The organism is Paraburkholderia sp. UCT31, from assembly GCF_014397655.1.
Taxonomy (GTDB): domain Bacteria; phylum Pseudomonadota; class Gammaproteobacteria; order Burkholderiales; family Burkholderiaceae; genus Paraburkholderia; species Paraburkholderia tuberum.
On sequence record NZ_VZQP01000019.1, the window covers coordinates 15973 to 33127 of the forward strand.

Here is a 17155-nt window from a genome sequence, read left to right on the forward strand (position 1 = left end):
ACACCGCAACAAACGCACCGGAAGTGGTGAGTACCGTCCCTCGCTCACGAAACGTCACCCTGCCCGTCCACCAACGACACCGAAGACGAATCGGCTCCGCCGTCCAGAAACGAAAACAGCACGCCAGCCGCGATTGCTCCGGCCAACGGCGCGGCCCAGAACAGCCACAACTGATCCAGCGCCCAGTTGCCGACGAACAACGCCTGCGCGGTCGAGCGTGCGGGATTGACCGCTCCATTGGTGATCGGAATGGACACCAGGTAGACGAGCATCAGACATGCGCCGGTGATGAACGGCGCAATCGTTGCCACCTCTTTTCGAACGACGACCAGCAGGCATGCTCCGACAAACACGAACGACAGCACGCATTCCACGACGAGCGCCGCATGCAATGGATAGTCGGCGGGCGAATGAGCGCCGAAGCCGTTCGCCGCGAATTCACTCGCGGAGAGTTCGAAACCTGGCCGGCCGCTGGCGAGGTAGGCGAGGAGCGCCGCGGCGACTATTGCGCCCCAGATTTGCGCAGCGATATAGGGCAAGACATCACGCACGGGAAAGCGCTGCGCGATCGTCAGGCCGATGGTGACGGCAGGATTGAAATGCGCGCCGGAAATCTTGCCGAAGGCATAGCTGCCGGTAGCAAGCGCAAGACCGAACGCCAACGACATTTGCAACGCGCCAGTGCCCTGCAGCACGCCTGTGGTGTCCAGCACCGTACTGCCGCAGCCGACGAACACGAGCCAAGCCGTACCCAAACCCTCGCTGCACAATCGCTTGCCTAGCGCAACCATCTCTATCCCGTCCATCAAGTATGAGGCACAGACGCCAAACGATCGCGCGAAGAGGTCTGCACCGGATTCCCCTGATCCATTGGTAATCGGATTACGAACCAGCCGCTTGGCAGTTGCGGCGCACGGCGCGCAATGACAGGCGGCCAAGATTATTGGGTGCACCCCACGCCACGGCAATCAGATAAGTCTGATAAGGGCTACCTCAAATCCATCGAGAACAAGAATTTGTGACCGTTGCTGCGCCTCATATCAGCCCAATCTGAGTGGCGTAGTTGATCAGGTCGGCTTCTGTTTCCAGTCCGAGCTTGCGCATCGCGCTGCGTTTTTGCGTGCTGATGGTTTTGTCGCTACGTCGCAGACGTGTGGCGATCTCGTGCACCGCGAGGCCTCGCACATAGAGTTGAAACACCTCCCACTCGCGTGCGCTCATCACACCGCCGCGCCGGGGCGGCGCAGGCTCCGCGGTCGCAAGCGCGGCCCGAACCTGTTCCGATAGATGGGTGCCCCCGGCGGCAACGGCTTCGATGGCGTCGATCAATGCGTCCACGGCGTCGCGCTTGTCGACGATTCCAGTCACGCCGATATTGCGCAAGCCGGCCAACACATGCGCGCGCCCAATCATGGTCAGCACGACCACGTGGGGATGCGGCGTGCGCCGTAGCAGCCGGCGCAATAGCGGCACCGCGCTGGTGTCTCCGTCGAGTCCCGGCATGCCGATGTCCGACACGACGACGTCGCATGCGCAGGCATCGAGCAGCTTCGCGAGACCACGGGTGTCGGCAGCTTCGCCGACAATTTCGATATTCGGCTTGTCGCGCAGCAGAGATCGGACGCCCGCGCGAATGGAGTCGTGATCGTCCGCCACGACGACGTGAATCTTGTTTGGCATTCTTTTCCGTGACTTTTTTATGGTGTCGATCGGGCATACCGCACGAATTGTGTCCCCCGGTTATGCCGATATATTCGCCGCGCGCCTGCGCAGAATGTTGCCGCCCGCTTAACGGCTTTGACCAAGCCCTTCCGGCACTACGCCATACTCGACTGCGAAGCGAAACAGTTCGGCGTCGCTATTCAGCGACAGCTTGCGCATGGCCATGCACTTCTGCGCGCTGATCGTCTTCACACTACGTCCCAGCCGCGTGGCGATTTCCGTGACGCCGAGTCCTGACGCGTATTGCGTAAAAACCTCGAACTCTCGGCGAGACAGGGTGGCGCGCACGAAGTCGAGACGTTTCGTCAGCGTGACATCGGCCAGCATGGCGCGCACCGCCGGACCGACAAAACATTCGCGCGCCAGCGCCATGACCACCGCCACATGGATCAGATCGATACGATCACGTTTGCTCAGCAGCCCATCCACGCCGAGCGACATCACTTTGCGCAGCGTCGCCGCCTCCGTTTCCATTGTCAGAATGACGAGCGCCACGTTGGGATAGCGCGCCTTCAACTGCCTGACGACGTCGAACCGGTTGTCGTTGTGCCCTCCTGGCATGTAAAGGTCCATCAGCACGATATCGCAAGGACTGCGATCGACTTCGATGAACAGTTCGGCGACATCCGCCGCACGGCCAACCACCTTCAGGTCCGGATAGTTGCCAATCAGATTTTCTATAGCCAGCAGAACCAGCGGATGATCATCCGCAATGATCGTTCGAACAGGCGAGCCTGATGCAGCCATGAGGTTCATCGTCTGGCGCTCCTCGATACTTTCATTTCTCGACCTTGTTATGTGTGACCGGCGCTCACGCAATGGTCGAGCATTTCTATTGCGACAAACATCAGAGCGCTCTGAAATGGTACGAACAACCGTATGCCTGATGCTTAGGGTCTGTTTACATATGGAACGCACGTGCGAATGCCCGCTATCGGCCGTCCCCCAAGGGGACTGCCGATAGCGGGCATTCCCCTGGAATGAAATCAGGTAATGGGGTTGCCGCGAGAAGGGCCGCTCGCTGCGTCATGCTCCTTGCGAATACGTCGAGTATTCGCGGCGTCACAGTCCTTGCGAGCGGCCCTTCTCGCGGCAACGCACGTGCGTTCCATATGTAAATAGACCCTAGTCTTCCGATTCGAGGAGGACCGTGCCGCAGGCGCGCACACAGGAAAAAAGCGCGGGGTCGTCGTTGACGCCAAGCCGCGCCATCGCTTCGCGCTTGTGCCGGCTCACCGTGCGGCGATGGCAGCCGAGCGCCGCCGCGATCTGCACGATGGACTCGCCGCTCACGAGCCTGCGCAGGATGTCGGTCTGCCGCTTCGACAGCAGCAGGGCCGACACGAACCGACCGTTGTCCGGCTGCAAACGCGCGAGCGTTTCGACTACCGAGCGGCCCAGGTAGCGCGCGCCGCGCGCACTGTCGCAGACCGCTTGCGGCAGTTCCTCGAGCGAATCGGCTTTGCCGATCACACTCACCGCGGCATCGGCGACGACGACACGCAACATCGCGGCATTCGTCTGCCCGGTCACGACGACGACGCGCAATGACGGCCACTCGCCACGAATGCGCCGGATCAGGCCGAGTCCGTCGCCAATCTCGCCGGCGGGCTCCGGCATGGAAAGATCGACGACGAGCACGTCGCACGGTGTGTGTTGCAGCAATGCGATCAACGCAGTGGGCATCTGCGCCTGACCGACGACGGACAGACCTTCGTGCGCCGCCAGTGTCGATTTCAGGCCAAGCAGGACGAACGGGTGATCGTCCGCCAGAATGATTCGAAGATTTGTCACGATTAGTCTCGCTCGTTATAAGAATGGTCGAAATGCGCGCGGCAGTGGCTGTGCAGGCGGCAGGCGTCGACCTGCGTCGCGGCACTCAAGCGACGTGCCGGAACAGCCATCTGATCACCCTCGCAAATTCACGACAATCGGAGCGTTCCTAATCCAGATCAATAATCGGGATAATTTATAGTTCGACCAAGCAATATGCGCACCGTGATTCGAATCGAATCAAGATCAATTCGGCAACGCAAAGCGCGCGCTGTTCGCCCCATGTCTCACGCCGCATCGCAAGCACGCGTCGCGCGCATCGCACGCGTCGACGCGGCGCGCGGAAACACCGGCAATGCGAGCAACGCGCAAGCGCTCGCCACCGTCCACACCAGCGGCCATGCTCCGATAGACAGCAGCGCCGGAATCGCGAGCGGCGTCACGAACAGCGTGAGGAACACGCAGGTGTTGCCCATCGCGAGCGCGGTGCCCGCGCGGCGAGTACCGGCGAGCGTCGCGAGTTCGGTGAACGCGACGCCGTGCCACGCCGACGCGCTAACTCCGCCGAGTACGATCATCAGCGCGAACGGCGCGACCGCCCCGGCGCGACGCAGGCCGATGAGCCCGGTCGCGAGCGCGAGCAGCACGAACAGCACGGCGGTCACCAGACTGCATGCCCGCATATACGCGCGGCGGTTGCCGCGCCGGTCGGTCCACGCGCCGCTCCAGACCCGCGCGATCGCGGCGCCAGTCTGCACCGCGGCCATCGTCGCGCTGATCGCGAACACGCCGGCACGCCCGAAGTCGTGCAGGAACACCGTGCCGAATGTGATCACGGCAATCTGCGGCATGCACAGCGCGCCCGCGCCGAGCGCGACGCGCCAGATCGCGATGTCGCGCAATGGGGAGATCATCGGCGGCGGTGCGCTGACGTTCGAGGAGTCCAACCTCCGACCGTTGGCCGCCGCAGCACGGGCCGTCGCAGCCGCGCGCGCCCCTTTGGGCGCCGGCGTATCGTCCGCGTGTGCGGGCTCGTGCAGCCAGCGCCACGCGAACCATGCGGTGATCGCGCACGCCAACGCCAGCACCGCATAGGCGCTCGCAAAACCAAAGTGCGAGGCGAGCACCGGCAGGACCACTGCGCCGAGTCCACCGCCCGCCGGCACGGCGGTTTGGCGGATGCTCATCGCGACGCCGCGCTCGCCTTCGCGAAACCACGCCATCACCGCCCGGCCGCTCGATCCGTTGACGCTGCCGCCCAGCAGTCCGACCAACAGCAGCCCGAGCGCGAGCGGGACAATGCCGGGCACATGCGCGCCGCCCGGCGACACGAACAGCGCGAGACCGGCGAGCGCGACCGCGGTCGACAGCAAGCCGAGCAGCAGCACCCGGCGATCGCCCCAGCGGTCGGTTAGCAGCCCCCACGGCAACTCGCTGACCGCAATACCCAGGCCGAGCATGCCGAGCACGAGGCCGAGCCCGTGGTTGCCTAGGTGGTAGTCCGAGCGCAGGAACACCGCTGTCGTCGGAATCCCCGAAAATGCCGCCGAAAAGCTCGCATTCGCGGCAAAACCAACGCCCAGCACCTTCCAGCGATGCCGCGCGCCGCGCTCGCCGGTGCCGCCCGACGCTGTCATCGATCCGTTTTCCATCGCACCCTCCATGTGTCATTCGAGGGTATGCTACGGCTGGGCATTCCATCGGCAAAGCCGGAAATTTAGATCACCACCATCGGAAAAACCGAATCATGAGCCAGCGTGGTTTCGACCTTGCGCAGTTGCGGACCTTCGTCGCCGTCGCCGAATCGGGCGGGGTGTCGGCAGGCGCGCAGCGCGTGTTCCTGTCGCAGTCGTCGGTAAGCGAGCAGCTGAAGAAGCTCGAGGAGCGCGCCGGCCAGCCGCTCCTCGTGCGCAGCCGGCAGGGTGTGAGTCCGACGTCCGCGGGCGAGCGCCTGCTCGAGCATGCGCGCCGCATCATCGCGATGAGCGAAGCGGCCTTCGACGACCTGCAAGGCCGCTCGCTCGACGGCGAGCTGCGCATCGCGATCACCGATTACTACCGGCCGCACGACATCGCGCGCATCCTCAAGACGTTTTCGGAACAGCATCCGCGGCTGAAGCTGCACGTGACGGTGTTGCCGAGCGCGGTGATCGACAGCGGCGCGGACGATCACGCGTCGTTCGACATCGGTTTGTCGGCGCGGCTCGTCACAGGCCAGCGGCGTGCGCGCGGCGCGGGTGCCGGTGCCGGTGCCGCGAGCATCGTCGTGCGGCGCGAAAGGTTGCTATGGGCCAGTTGCGCCGATGCCGCCACCCGCCCCATCGCGCCGTATCAACTGGTGCTGCTGCCGTCGACGTGTCAGTTGCAGCGCTTCGTCGTCAAGCTGCTCGACCAACACAAGGTACCGTACGTGGTGTCGCATTCGGCGTCGGGCGTCGCGGGCCTGCAGCTCGCATTGAAGGCGGGGCTCGGGATTTCCTGTCTGAACGAGTCGTCGCTCGGCGGCGGCGTGGTGGCGTGTGCCGCGAACTTCGGCTTGCCACCGCTGCCCGCCATCGAGTTTCATCTGCTGCCGCGGCGTCCGGGCGAAAGCGAGTTGGTCAGCAATGCACGTGATGCGCTCGTGCGGCTCTTCGCATGACGCACAAATGAAATTCACAGCAAAATTTATCGATCGACATCAGCTAATCACACTTACATGATGCATTGCGATCGATAAGCCGCGGCGCGACGATCGCGACGCAGCACTGCTCGATGTGCCACGGCGTACTCGGCACCGTGCAGGTCACCGCGCCGGCGAAGGACCCGATGCGACCGCAACCAGGCTCGTGATGCACGGCGACCCGCAACGCAATATCGCACCGTGCGCGGCGTGTCATGGCCAACTCGATCGCAAGGGCGCGGCGCCGTGGCTCGGCGGACAGTCGGCGGCCTATCTGGCCGCGCAGTTGCAGGCGTTCGCTTCGGGCGCGCGGCGCAACGACATCAACGAGCAGATGCGCAATGTCGCGCGGCAGATGACGCCCGAGGAAATCGATACGGTGGCGAGGTATTACGCGGCCATGCAGTAGTGGGACGGTGAGAGGTCGCGGGTTGACGCAGCGCAACGGCTCGCGTTACGCCGCGACAAACTCGCTGTCCAGTCTCCGCTCGCCGGCAACACCGGCCAGCTTCGCGCCGGGCGCCGGAGCACGGCTGCGCGATTCGTTGCCGGTCCGGAACACCGCCACCGCCGTCGACAGGCGCCGCGCCTGATCTTCCAGCGAACTCGCCGCCGCGGCCGCCTGCTCGACGAGCGCCGCGTTCTGCTGCGTGACCTCGTCCATCTGACCGACCGCGCGATTGACCTGATCGATGCCGGTGCTCTGTTCGAGCGCCGCCGCCGCGATCTCGTTCATGATGGAACTGACGCGCGCGATCGCGCCGACGATGTCGTTCATCGTCGTGCCCGAGCGCCCGACGAGCTGCGAGCCCTGCTCCACGCGGGTGGTCGACGCGTCGATCAAGCCCTTGATCTCCTTGGCCGCCGCCGCGCTGCGCTGCGCAAGCGAGCGCACTTCGCTCGCGACGACCGCGAAGCCGCGTCCCTGCTCGCCCGCTCGCGCCGCCTCGACCGCGGCGTTCAGCGCGAGAATGTTGGTCTGGAACGCGATGCCCTGGATCACACCAACGATATCGGCAATCCGCCGCGAATCGTCGACGATGCCGTGCATCGTGCCGACCACCTGCTCGGTCAGCTCGCCGCCCCGCGCGGCCAGTGTCGAGGCGCCCTGCGCGAGCGAGCTCGCCTCTTTCGCGTTGTCGGCCGTCTGCTTGACCGTCGTGGTCAGCTCTTCGATGCTCGCGGCCGTTTCCTCGAGCGCCGCCGCCTGCTCCTCGGTGCGTTGCGACAGATCGGCGTTGCCGGCCGCGATCTCGCTGACGCCGGTATCGATCGAATCGGTACCTTGACGAACCGCGTTGACGGTCGCGATCAGCGACTCCTGCATCTTGCGCAGCGCGGCCGCGAGACGGCCCGTCTCGTTGTCGCTGAGCACCTCGATGCGGCCGCTCAGATCGCCGTTGGCGATGCGCTGGAACTGCGCGATCGTCGCATCGACCGGCGTGACGATCGCGCGCACGAGCACGAAGCGGGCGAGCAAGCCGCCGACCAGCGACAGCGCAATGCCGATCGCCACCGCCGTGCTGATCGCGTAGAACAGGTCCTGCGCATCCTTGTAGCGCTGTGCGCCGTGATCGAGCTGCAACTGCTCGAGCGCGAGCATGGCCTTCTCGTACGCGCTGTACAGCGACGGCAGTTTATGCGCCTGCAATTGCTGGAAGGCGTTGGTGTCGCTCGACTTCAGCGCGGCGAGCGTCGGGTCGACGCCGTCGTGCAGGAACGCGTCGCGCTTCTGCTGCATGTCGGCGATCAGACGCTGCTCATCGGCATCCGTGCCCGCATGGCTCAAATAGTGGGCAAGCCGCTCGTCAGAGGCTTTGCGGTACTGATCGAAGCGCTTGAGCACGGCGCTCGCGCCGTCCTGATCGTTCAGCGCGACGAGCGACGCGTACGTCGCGAGCGCGAGCCGCAGGCGCAGCAGTTGGCCGGCGCTGCCTTCGAGATCGGCGACGGCGGGCGTGTCGACCGTGTACATCTGTTGCAGCGACGCGTTCGACGAGCGCAGCGACAACAATCCCGCGGCCGCGCCGAGCAGCAGCACGATGCCGAAGAACACGATCATCAGGGTAAGGCTGGTGCGAATCGACAGCTTTTTCAACATCGGACTGGTCTCCTTGGGCTGCCCGGCCGATGATTCCGTATCGTTGACGATAGCTGCATGGCCACGCAGGCTGCGCCCACGCCGTTCGGCCCGGTCCGCAACTTATCTGAAAATTAAGCAAACAGCACATTCGGGACAACGGCGTATCGGCCGAAAACTTTATGGTTGATCGCTCGCCCGGCTTGCGTTACATCAATAGAGTCCCGAAGCCCGTTTGCTGAAGCCCTTCTGTCGAAGCCCCTTCCTGCCCGGAGCGCGCCCATGTCGGAAATCGGTTCGGCCGTACTCGTGTTCGCGCTGCTGCTGATCGCCACCGGCCTCGGCGTCGGGGTGCGGCCGCTGCTGCCGGAAGAGCACAAGGCACACGAGACCGTACAGCTCGTGCAGCTCGTGATCGGCATGCTGGTGACGTTCGCCGCGCTGGTGCTGGGTTTGATGACGGCATCGGCGAAAGCGAGCTTCGACACCGCGTCGAACGATATGCGCAGCTATGCGGCCGAACTGATCGAATTCGACTCGACGCTGCGCGAGCTCGGCAGCGCGGCCGACGAATCGCGGCGCCTGTTGCGCCAGTACACGGCGGCGGCGATCGCTTCGACATGGCCGCGCGAGCCCGCGCCGAGCGGCGACTATCCGCGCGATCTCGGGCCGCCGGGCAATCCGCAGCAACTAGAAAACGTGCATCTGGGCGACATGCTGACCACGGTGGGGCGGCAATTGCGACAGCTGCGCACGCAGGATGCGTTGAAGCAACGTGCACTCGATGACGCGTTGACGCAGTACCGGCGCGTCATCGATGCGCGCTGGAAAATCATCGAGGAAGCGCACAGCTCGATTTCGCAGCCGTTCTTCAAGACGCTGACGTTCTGGCTAGGCGTGATCTTTCTGAGCTTCGGGTTGATCGCGCCGCGCAATGCGTTGGCGCTGGTGACGATATCGCTGGGAGCGGTGTCGATTGCTTCGGCGGTTTATGTGATCGTCGATCTCGACACGCCGTTCACCGGGCCGATCGTGATTTCGAGTCTGCCGTTGCGGGATACGTTGGAGCATTTGAGTCGGTGAGTTTCTGACGGAATGCCCCGTCCGCGCGTACGACGTAAAAAAAGCCGGCAAACAGAAGGCAGAAAGGCCCGCTTTCCTGGCAGAAAGCGGGCCTCTGTTTTTGTGTCGATCAGCGGGACGCTGGTCGGCTCGGCATCGAGCCGCAACGATCAGAACGGAATATCGTCGTCCATCTCGTCGAAGCCGCCGCCAGCCGGCGCGCTCGGACGGCTCGCACCGCCACCGCCGCTACCGCCACGCGAACCGCCGCCCGACGACATCGCGCGACCACCACCGCCGCCGCTGCGCTCCGACGGCTCGCCACGGCTATAACCGCTTTCATCGCCGCCACCCATCGACGCGCCGCCGCGGCCGCCGAGCATCTGCATCTGCTCCGCGACGATCTCGGTCGAATAGCGATCGGTGCCGTCCTGCGCCTGCCACTTGCGCGTGCGGATGCGCCCTTCGAGGTACACCGACGAGCCCTTCTTCAGATATTCCGCCACGATTTCCGCGAGGCGGCCGAAGAACGCGACGCGGTGCCACTCGGTGGCTTCCTTCATCTCGCCCGACGCCTTGTCCTTGTAGCGGTCCGTCGTCGCAAGGCGGATGTTCGCCACTGCGTCGCCGCTCGGAAGATAGCGGACTTCCGGATCGGCGCCGAGGTTGCCGACCAGAATGACCTTGTTCACGGATGCCATGAATTTCTCCTGTTGATTCCTGTTGCAGGCGGCGCGGCACTACGCGGTTCGCGTCTCACGGCCGGCAGGCCCGAGACCAGAAGAGCGCCTCTGCCCGCCGCCGGGTGAGTTCTGGATGATTCGGGAGGTGCCCCGAGTACGCTGTGTTATGCCTTGCGCGGCGGCTGTTTCATCTTTGCGGCGATTATAAGCCAGCAAAATACCAGCCCGGAGCAGGCGAAGAAAACCGCGCTCTGGCCGTGAACCTTCAGGAGCCAGCCGCCGACCACTCCGCCCAGCGCAAGACCGATCGACTGCGTGGTGTTGTACACGCCGGCCGCGGCTCCCTTGCGGGTACCGGGCGCGAGCTTCGACACCAGCGAAGGCTGCGAGGCCTCGAGAATATTGAAGCCGAGAAAGTACACGAACAGGATCGCCGCCACACTCAGAATCGTATGCGGAGCAACGCCCAATAACAACTGGCCGATCAGGATAAGAGCGATCGCCGACAGCAGCACGATCTTCATCTTGCCGCGCTTCTCGGCGGCGATGATCGCCGGCACCATCATCACGAACGACAGCCCCATCACCGGCAGATACACCTTCCAGTGTGAAGCGACCGGCAGCCCGCCCGCTTCGAGAATGCGCGGCACGACGAGGAACAGCGCGGTTTGCGTGGCGTGCAGCACGAGCACGCCGAAATTCAAACGCAGCAGCTCGACGTTGTGCAGCACTTCGGCGAACGGCGCGCGCACATGCACCGGCTTCGGCGCATCGGGCACGACCCATATCACGACGCCGATCGCGAGAATCGAGAACACGCCGACCAGCGTGAAGAGCCCGCTCATGCCGAGCCAGTGGAACACGATCGGCGCGCCGACGATCGCGACCGCGAACGACACGCCGATGCTGCCGCCGACGATCGCCATCGCCTTCGTGCGATGTTCCTCCGAGGTCAGATCGGCGATGAACGCGATCACCGCCGACGACACCGCACCCATCCCCTGAATCACCCGGCCGACGATGATCCACGTCATGTCGTGCGCGGCCGCCGCGACGAAGCTGCCGATCGCGAAGATCAGCAGGCCCGTCGCAATCACCGGCTTGCGGCCGACCTTGTCGGAGATCCAGCCATAGAAGATGTAGAGCATCGACTGCGTGACACCGTACGCGCCTAGCGCGATGCCGACGAGCAGCACGTTTTCGCCGCCGGGAATGGTCTTCGCGTAGATCGAGAACACCGGCATGATCATGAAGAGACCCAGCATGCGCAGCGCGAAGATGGCGGCAAGCGACACGGTCGCGCGCAATTCGGGCGCGCTCATGCGTGTGGAGATGGCGGACGGATTGGACATCGAAGCGTTGTTTGAATGAACCGGGCGGCGAGCCCGTGGGGACAGCCTTGGCCGCCGGCACAGTGGAGCAGAACGAACAGGCAGGCGGCTAGCCCCGGCATATCGGCGGGTCCGCGCCGACGAGACGCGCAAAGCCCGTGCCCCATCGCCCCCGCTCGCCCCTCGCGGCATCTTGTACTCACGGAAAACGGCCCCAGCTACGCCTTTTTCCCGCTGTCAGCACACCGTAACGGCGGTCTGGAAAAGTCGTTATAGTAGCAGGTTTGGCCTCTTTCCCTTTCCGCAGTTCATGGAATAAATCCGTGGAACAAATCCGTATTCGTGGGGCTCGCACCCACAACCTGAAGAACGTCAATCTCGACCTACCGCGTCACAAGCTCGTCGTTATCACGGGGCTTTCGGGCTCCGGCAAATCGTCGCTGGCGTTCGATACGCTGTATGCGGAAGGACAGCGACGCTACGTCGAAAGTCTGTCCGCCTATGCGCGGCAGTTCCTGCAGCTGATGGAAAAACCGGACGTCGACCTGATCGAAGGGTTGTCGCCGGCCATTTCGATCGAACAGAAGGCGACCTCGCACAATCCGCGTTCGACGGTCGGCACCGTCACCGAAATCCACGACTATCTGCGCCTGCTGTTCGCGCGCGTCGGCACGCCCTACTGCCCCGATCACGAGATTCCGCTCGAAGCGCAAAGCGTGTCGCAGATGGTCGACACGGCGCTCGCGCTGCCTGAAGAAACGCGCGTGATGATCCTCGCGCCCGTCGTCAGCGATCGCAAGGGCGAGCACACGGATCTGTTCGAGGACATGCAGGCGCAAGGCTTCGTGCGCTTTCGCGTGCGCTCGGGCGGCGGCACCGCCAACGAAGGCACCGCGAAAATCTATGAAGTCGACTCTCTGCCGAAGCTGAAGAAAAACGACAAGCACACGATCGACGTCGTGATCGATCGTCTGCGCGTGCGCCCCGACATGAAGCAGCGCCTTGCCGAATCGTTCGAAACGGCGCTGCGTCTCGCCGACGGCCGCGCCATCGCGCTCGAAATGGATACGGACAAGGAGCACCTGTTCAGCTCGAAGTTCGCCTGCCCGATCTGCTCGTATTCGCTGCAGGAACTCGAGCCGCGCCTGTTCTCGTTCAACAACCCGATGGGCGCGTGCCCCGAATGCGACGGCCTCGGGCAGATAACGTTCTTCGATCCGAAGCGGGTGGTCGCGCATCCGTCGCTGTCGCTCGCGGCGGGCGCGGTGAAGGGCTGGGACCGGCGCAACCAGTTCTACTTCCAGATGCTGCAGAGCCTCGCGGCGTTCTACGACTTCGACATCGACACCGCGCTCGAGGACCTGCCGGAAAAAGTCCGCAAGATCCTGCTGTACGGTTCGGGCAAGCAGGAAATTCCGTTCTCGTACATCAACGAGCGCGGCCGCACGTCGGTGCGCGAGCACGTGTTCGAAGGGATCATCCCGAATCTGGAGCGGCGCTACCGCGAAACCGATTCGTCCGCGGTGCGCGAAGAACTCGCCAAATACCAGAATAACCAGCCATGCCCGGCGTGCGCGGGCACGCGGCTGCGTCGCGAGGCGCGCTTCGTGCGCATCGGCGCGGACAGCGACGCGCGCGGCATCTTCGAGATCAGCGGCTGGCCGTTGCGCGATGCGCTCGGCTACTTCCAGACCCTGCGTCTCGAAGGCTCGAAGCGCGAGATTGCCGACAAGGTCGTCAAGGAAATCGTCGCGCGTCTGATGTTCCTCAACAACGTCGGGCTCGATTACCTGTCGCTCGAACGCAGCGCCGAAACGCTGTCGGGCGGCGAAGCGCAGCGCATTCGCCTCGCTTCCCAGATCGGCTCGGGGCTGACCGGCGTGATGTACGTGCTCGACGAACCGTCGATCGGCCTGCATCAGCGCGACAACGACCGGCTGATCTCGACGCTCAAGCATCTGCGCGATCTCGGCAACTCGGTGATCGTCGTCGAGCACGACGAGGACATGATCCGCATGGCCGACTATGTGGTCGACATGGGCCCGGGCGCCGGCGAGCACGGCGGCATGGTGATCGCCGAGGGCACGCCGAAAGAGGTGCAGAAGAACGCGGCGTCGCTGACGGGCCAATACATGTCCGGCGCGCGCACGATCGAATACCCCGACGAGCGCAGGGATCCCGACGAGCGGCGCCTGCGCATCGTCGAAGCGTACGGCAACAATCTGCACAACGTCACGCTCGATCTGCCGGTGGGTCTTTTGACCTGCGTGACCGGCGTGTCCGGCTCGGGCAAGTCGACGCTGATCAACGACACGCTGTATCACGCGGTCGCGCATCATCTGTACGGCTCTGCCACGGAGCCTGCGCCGTACGAGTCGATCGAGGGCCTCGAGCACTTCGACAAGGTGATCAACGTCGATCAGTCGCCGATCGGCCGCACGCCGCGCTCGAATCCGGCCACCTACACGGGCCTTTTCACGCCGATCCGCGAGCTGTTCGCGGGCGTGCCGGCCGCCAAGGAGCGCGGCTACGATCCGGGCCGCTTCTCGTTCAACGTGAAGGGCGGGCGCTGCGAATCGTGCCAGGGCGACGGCGTGCTGAAGGTCGAAATGCACTTCCTGCCCGACGTGTACGTGCCGTGCGACGTGTGCCACGGCAAGCGCTACAACCGCGAAACGCTCGATATCCAGTACAAAGGCAGCAACATCAGCGAAGTGCTCGACATGACGGTCGAACACGCGTACGAGTTCTTCAAGGCCGTGCCGGTCGTCGCGCGCAAGCTGAAAACCCTGCTGGACGTGGGTCTCGGCTATATTCGCCTGGGTCAGTCGGCCACCACGCTGTCGGGCGGCGAGGCGCAGCGTGTGAAACTGTCGCTGGAACTGAGCAAGCGTGATACCGGTCGCACGCTATACATCCTTGACGAACCGACTACCGGCCTGCACTTTCACGATATCGCGCAGTTGCTGGAAGTCATACACCGGTTGCGTGACCAGGGTAATACCGTCGTGATCATCGAACATAATCTCGATGTAATCAAAACTGCGGACTGGGTCATTGATCTCGGCCCCGAAGGCGGCGCCGGCGGCGGACAGATCATCGCCCAAGGCACGCCCGAGCAGGTCGCGAAGTCGAAGGCCAGTTTTACCGGCAAATATCTGGCGCCGCTGCTCAAGCGCGCCGCCACCACAAAGTAACGCTGCACTACCGAGGTTGGAGACGGGATAAGCCATGACCAAGCATATTCAGGCGCGCGAAGAAGATCGGGTGCAGGACCTGCGCCCGCGCCCGGTCAGGCTGACCAGCGACATGAGTCTGCCGAAGCTGTCGGCGGTCGAGATCGGCAGCTACGTGGTGATGCTGTTCGGCATGTGGGCGGTGATCGAACTGAAGCTGCTCGGCGCGCTGCTCGCCGGGCTGCTGGTGTTTCAGCTCGTGCATACGATCGCGCCGCGCATCGAGCGTCACATGTCGAGCAAGCGGGCGCGCTGGCTCGCGGTGGTGATTCTGTCGACGCTGATCGTCGGCGCGCTGACGGGGCTCACGCTCGGCATCATCTCGCATTTCGAGAACGACGTGCCGAGCGTGCAGGCTCTGCTCGATCAGGCCATGCAACTGATCGACCAGGCGCGCGGCAGGATTCCCCAATTCGTCGCGAACTATCTGCCGGTCGACACCGAGCAGATGAAGACGAAGGCCGCCGAACTGATGCACACGCACGCGAACATGCTGCAGCAAAGCGGCACGACCGTGGCGCGCGCGTTCACGCACGTGCTGCTCGGCATGATCATCGGCGCGATCATCGCGGTCGGCGCGCAGAAGCATATCCAGCGGCTGCCGCTGTCCACCGCGTTCGTCACGCGCGTCACGCGTTTTGCCGACGCGTTTCGCCGCATCGTGTTCGCGCAGGTGAAGATTTCCGCGCTCAACTCGGTATTCACGGCGGTCTTCCTGCTGGTGATCCTGCCGATCTTCCACGACCGGCTGCCGCTGTCGAAGACGCTCGTGCTCGTCACGTTCATCGTGGGTCTGCTGCCGGTGATCGGCAATCTGATCTCGAACACGATCATCGTCGCAGTCGCGCTGTCGGTGAGTTTTCCGGCGGCGATCATGTCACTTGTGTTCCTGATCCTGATTCACAAGCTCGAGTACTTCCTGAACGCGCGGATCGTCGGCGGGCAGATCGAGGCGCGCGCGTGGGAGCTGCTAATCGCGATGCTGGTGATGGAAGCGGCGTTCGGTCTCGCCGGGGTCATCGCGGCGCCGATTTTTTATGCGTACATCAAGCGGGAGCTCATTTATTTGCGGTTGGTGTGAGTTGGGCTGGGTCGAGTAGCAAAAGTCAGCACTCACTAGCGCTCTGCAGCACACGCGGCAGTCCACGCAGGCGACGAAAGCGCAAGCGGCACTTCGGTGCCGCTTTTTTTTGCTTCCCGCGAACCTGCATCGTCGCCTCTTGCTGACAGAAAACTTGCAGCCGATCGCGTCACCCCCTAAGATGCGAACAATTCCTATTTACAGCCAGTCCGCATCGTGACTTTTCACCTGATCTCCCACCCGCGTCTCCGCCTGGGTCCCCGTTGTGCATTGCCGGCTCGCGCATGAGACGCCAGCTTGTCCGCCTGCACCGCTGGTTCGGCGTCGCGACCGCACTGTTTCTGTTCGTCGCGGGCCTGACGGGCGCGATTATCGCTTGGGACCACGAGCTCGATGCCGCGCTGAACCCGTCGTTTTACCAGGCTCGCACGGCCGGGCCGACGCTGTCCGGCCTCGAACTGGCGAATCGCGTCGAAGCAGCCGATCCGCGTCTTCGGGTGACCTATCTCCCGCTCGCGGTCGAACCGGGCCACACGCTGCAGATGATGGTGCTGCCGCGCACCGATCCGGCGACGAAGCAGCCCTATCCGCTCGATTTCAATCAGATCGCCGTCGATCCCGTCACCGGCGAGATCCAGGGACGCCGCGAGTGGGGCGCCGTGTCGCTCGCGCCACTCAACCTGATTCCGTTCATCTACAAGCTGCACTACACGCTGCAGTTGCCGTTTACCGGCGGTGTCGACCTTGGCACCTGGCTGATGGGGATCGTCGGCATCGTGTGGCTCTTTGACTGCGTGATTGCGCTGTGCCTGTCGTTTCCGAGCCTGAAGGCCTGGCGCAAGTCGTTCACGTTCCGCCTGAAACGCGGCGGCTATGCGTTGACGTTCGATCTGCATCGCTCCGGCGGCATATGGATCTGGAGCCTGCTGGCGATCGTCGCGCTGACGTCGATTTCGATGAATCTGTCGTCCCAGGTGGTGCGGCCGATCGTGTCACGACTGTCGACGCTGACACCCGATCCGTTCAGCAACCCCGAAATCCTGCGCGCGCCGCAACCCGGCGATCAGGTGGTGAGCCGCGAGCGCATCGTCGAACTCGCCGGGCAGGCCGGCAAGGAAATGCATGTCGCCGCGCCGCCGGGCGCGCTCTACTACGCCGAATTCATGCACGCGTATGGCGTCGGCTTCTACACGTCCGGCAACGACCACGGCGACACCGGCCTCGGCAACCCGTGGATGTATTGGGACGCCGCCACCGGCAAGCGGCTCGCCGCGCGGATTCCCGGCCAAGGCACGGCCGGCGACATCTTCCTGCAGGTGCAGTTTCCGCTGCACTCGGGGCGCATCCTCGGTCTCGGGGGGCGGATTCTGATCAGCGCGGTGGGGGTGGCGGTGGCCGTGCTGAGCGTCACGGGCCTGCTGATCTGGCTGAAGAAGCTGAACGCGCGCCGTCGTTCCGCGCAAAACGCGAATCTCGCGAGAAGCACGGGCGGCGCGGCAGCGCGTTCGTAACACGAGCAGGTAAA

13 protein-coding genes and 1 pseudogene are annotated in these 17155 nt (G+C 64.0%); 6 read left to right on the forward strand and 8 right to left on the reverse strand.

Going from position 1 to position 17155, the window contains the following annotated elements:
• Positions 1-44: 44 nt before the first annotated feature.
• The 5 genes from aqpZ to F6X40_RS17605 form a co-directional block, all read right to left on the reverse strand.
• Positions 45-791 (reverse strand): aquaporin Z, encoded by a 747-nt coding sequence (aqpZ, locus tag F6X40_RS17585; RefSeq protein ID WP_187628774.1) that lies wholly within the window; start codon positions 789-791, stop codon positions 45-47.
• Positions 792-1035: 244 nt separating this feature from the next.
• Positions 1036-1680, reverse strand: a complete 645-nt coding sequence (locus F6X40_RS17590) for a response regulator transcription factor (RefSeq protein WP_184053864.1) — start codon at positions 1678-1680, stop codon at positions 1036-1038.
• A gap of 108 nt (positions 1681-1788) precedes the next feature.
• The gene (locus tag F6X40_RS17595) at positions 1789-2478 is read right to left on the reverse strand and encodes a response regulator transcription factor (protein ID WP_090802973.1); all 690 of its coding nucleotides are present in this window, start codon (positions 2476-2478) and stop codon (positions 1789-1791) included.
• A 369-nt stretch (positions 2479-2847) separates the two neighbouring features.
• Positions 2848-3516, reverse strand: coding sequence for a response regulator (locus tag F6X40_RS17600; protein WP_187628714.1), 669 nt, complete (start codon positions 3514-3516; stop codon positions 2848-2850).
• Between the two features lie 266 nt (positions 3517-3782).
• Positions 3783-5147, reverse strand: coding sequence for an MFS transporter (locus F6X40_RS17605; RefSeq protein ID WP_187628715.1), 1365 nt, complete (start codon positions 5145-5147; stop codon positions 3783-3785).
• A gap of 95 nt (positions 5148-5242) precedes the next feature.
• Between F6X40_RS17605 and F6X40_RS17610 the strand changes: the two genes are divergently transcribed.
• Positions 5243-6136, forward strand: coding sequence for a LysR family transcriptional regulator (locus F6X40_RS17610; RefSeq protein ID WP_187628716.1), 894 nt, complete (start codon positions 5243-5245; stop codon positions 6134-6136).
• Between the two features lie 71 nt (positions 6137-6207).
• Positions 6208-6566, forward strand: a pseudogene (locus F6X40_RS17615) (c-type cytochrome); the annotation flags it as partial.
• 45 nt (positions 6567-6611) lie between these two features.
• Here the strand turns inward: F6X40_RS17615 and F6X40_RS17620 are convergent.
• On the reverse strand, positions 6612-8258 hold the full coding sequence (locus F6X40_RS17620) for a methyl-accepting chemotaxis protein (RefSeq protein WP_187628717.1): 1647 nt from the start codon (positions 8256-8258) through the stop codon (positions 6612-6614).
• 261 nt (positions 8259-8519) lie between these two features.
• Between F6X40_RS17620 and F6X40_RS17625 the strand changes: the two genes are divergently transcribed.
• Positions 8520-9320, forward strand: coding sequence for a hypothetical protein (locus F6X40_RS17625; RefSeq protein WP_187628718.1), 801 nt, complete (start codon positions 8520-8522; stop codon positions 9318-9320).
• Between the two features lie 149 nt (positions 9321-9469).
• Here F6X40_RS17625 and F6X40_RS17630 read toward each other — a convergent pair whose 3' ends face one another.
• Both F6X40_RS17630 and F6X40_RS17635 read right to left on the reverse strand, forming a co-directional pair.
• Positions 9470-10000, reverse strand: a complete 531-nt coding sequence (locus F6X40_RS17630) for a single-stranded DNA-binding protein (RefSeq protein WP_187628719.1) — start codon at positions 9998-10000, stop codon at positions 9470-9472.
• 146 nt (positions 10001-10146) lie between these two features.
• Positions 10147-11334 (reverse strand): MFS transporter, encoded by a 1188-nt coding sequence (locus F6X40_RS17635; protein WP_187628720.1) that lies wholly within the window; start codon positions 11332-11334, stop codon positions 10147-10149.
• A 302-nt stretch (positions 11335-11636) separates the two neighbouring features.
• On the opposite strand from F6X40_RS17635, the gene uvrA reads away from it, so the two are divergent.
• The 3 genes from uvrA (at position 11637) to F6X40_RS17650 (ending at position 17141) form a co-directional block, all read left to right on the forward strand.
• Entirely contained in the window at positions 11637-14510 is a 2874-nt protein-coding gene (gene uvrA, locus F6X40_RS17640) for an excinuclease ABC subunit UvrA (RefSeq protein WP_187628721.1), read from the forward strand.
• A 34-nt stretch (positions 14511-14544) separates the two neighbouring features.
• Positions 14545-15630: an AI-2E family transporter gene (locus F6X40_RS17645; RefSeq protein WP_187628722.1), complete on the forward strand. Its 1086-nt coding sequence runs from the start codon at positions 14545-14547 to the stop codon at positions 15628-15630.
• Between the two features lie 284 nt (positions 15631-15914).
• The gene (locus F6X40_RS17650; protein ID WP_187628723.1) at positions 15915-17141 is read left to right on the forward strand and encodes a PepSY-associated TM helix domain-containing protein; all 1227 of its coding nucleotides are present in this window, start codon (positions 15915-15917) and stop codon (positions 17139-17141) included.
• Positions 17142-17155 lie beyond the last annotated feature (14 nt).

Excerpts from the sequence above, each read along its gene's own strand:
- aqpZ (WP_187628774.1), bottom strand. The coding sequence starts at position 791 with ATGGTTGCGCTAGGCAAGCGATTGTGCAGCGAGGGTTTGGGTACGGCT.
- F6X40_RS17590 (WP_184053864.1), bottom strand. The coding sequence starts at position 1,680 with ATGCCAAACAAGATTCACGTCGTCGTGGCGGACGATCACGACTCCATT.
- F6X40_RS17595 (WP_090802973.1), bottom strand. The coding sequence starts at position 2,478 with ATGAACCTCATGGCTGCATCAGGCTCGCCTGTTCGAACGATCATTGCG.
- F6X40_RS17605 (WP_187628715.1), bottom strand. The coding sequence starts at position 5,147 with ATGGAAAACGGATCGATGACAGCGTCGGGCGGCACCGGCGAGCGCGGC.
- F6X40_RS17610 (WP_187628716.1), top strand. The coding sequence starts at position 5,243 with ATGAGCCAGCGTGGTTTCGACCTTGCGCAGTTGCGGACCTTCGTCGCC.
- F6X40_RS17620 (WP_187628717.1), bottom strand. The coding sequence starts at position 8,258 with ATGTTGAAAAAGCTGTCGATTCGCACCAGCCTTACCCTGATGATCGTG.
- F6X40_RS17625 (WP_187628718.1), top strand. The coding sequence starts at position 8,520 with ATGTCGGAAATCGGTTCGGCCGTACTCGTGTTCGCGCTGCTGCTGATC.
- F6X40_RS17630 (WP_187628719.1), bottom strand. The coding sequence starts at position 10,000 with ATGGCATCCGTGAACAAGGTCATTCTGGTCGGCAACCTCGGCGCCGAT.
- F6X40_RS17635 (WP_187628720.1), bottom strand. The coding sequence starts at position 11,334 with ATGTCCAATCCGTCCGCCATCTCCACACGCATGAGCGCGCCCGAATTG.
- F6X40_RS17645 (WP_187628722.1), top strand. The coding sequence starts at position 14,545 with ATGACCAAGCATATTCAGGCGCGCGAAGAAGATCGGGTGCAGGACCTG.
- F6X40_RS17650 (WP_187628723.1), top strand. The coding sequence starts at position 15,915 with ATGAGACGCCAGCTTGTCCGCCTGCACCGCTGGTTCGGCGTCGCGACC.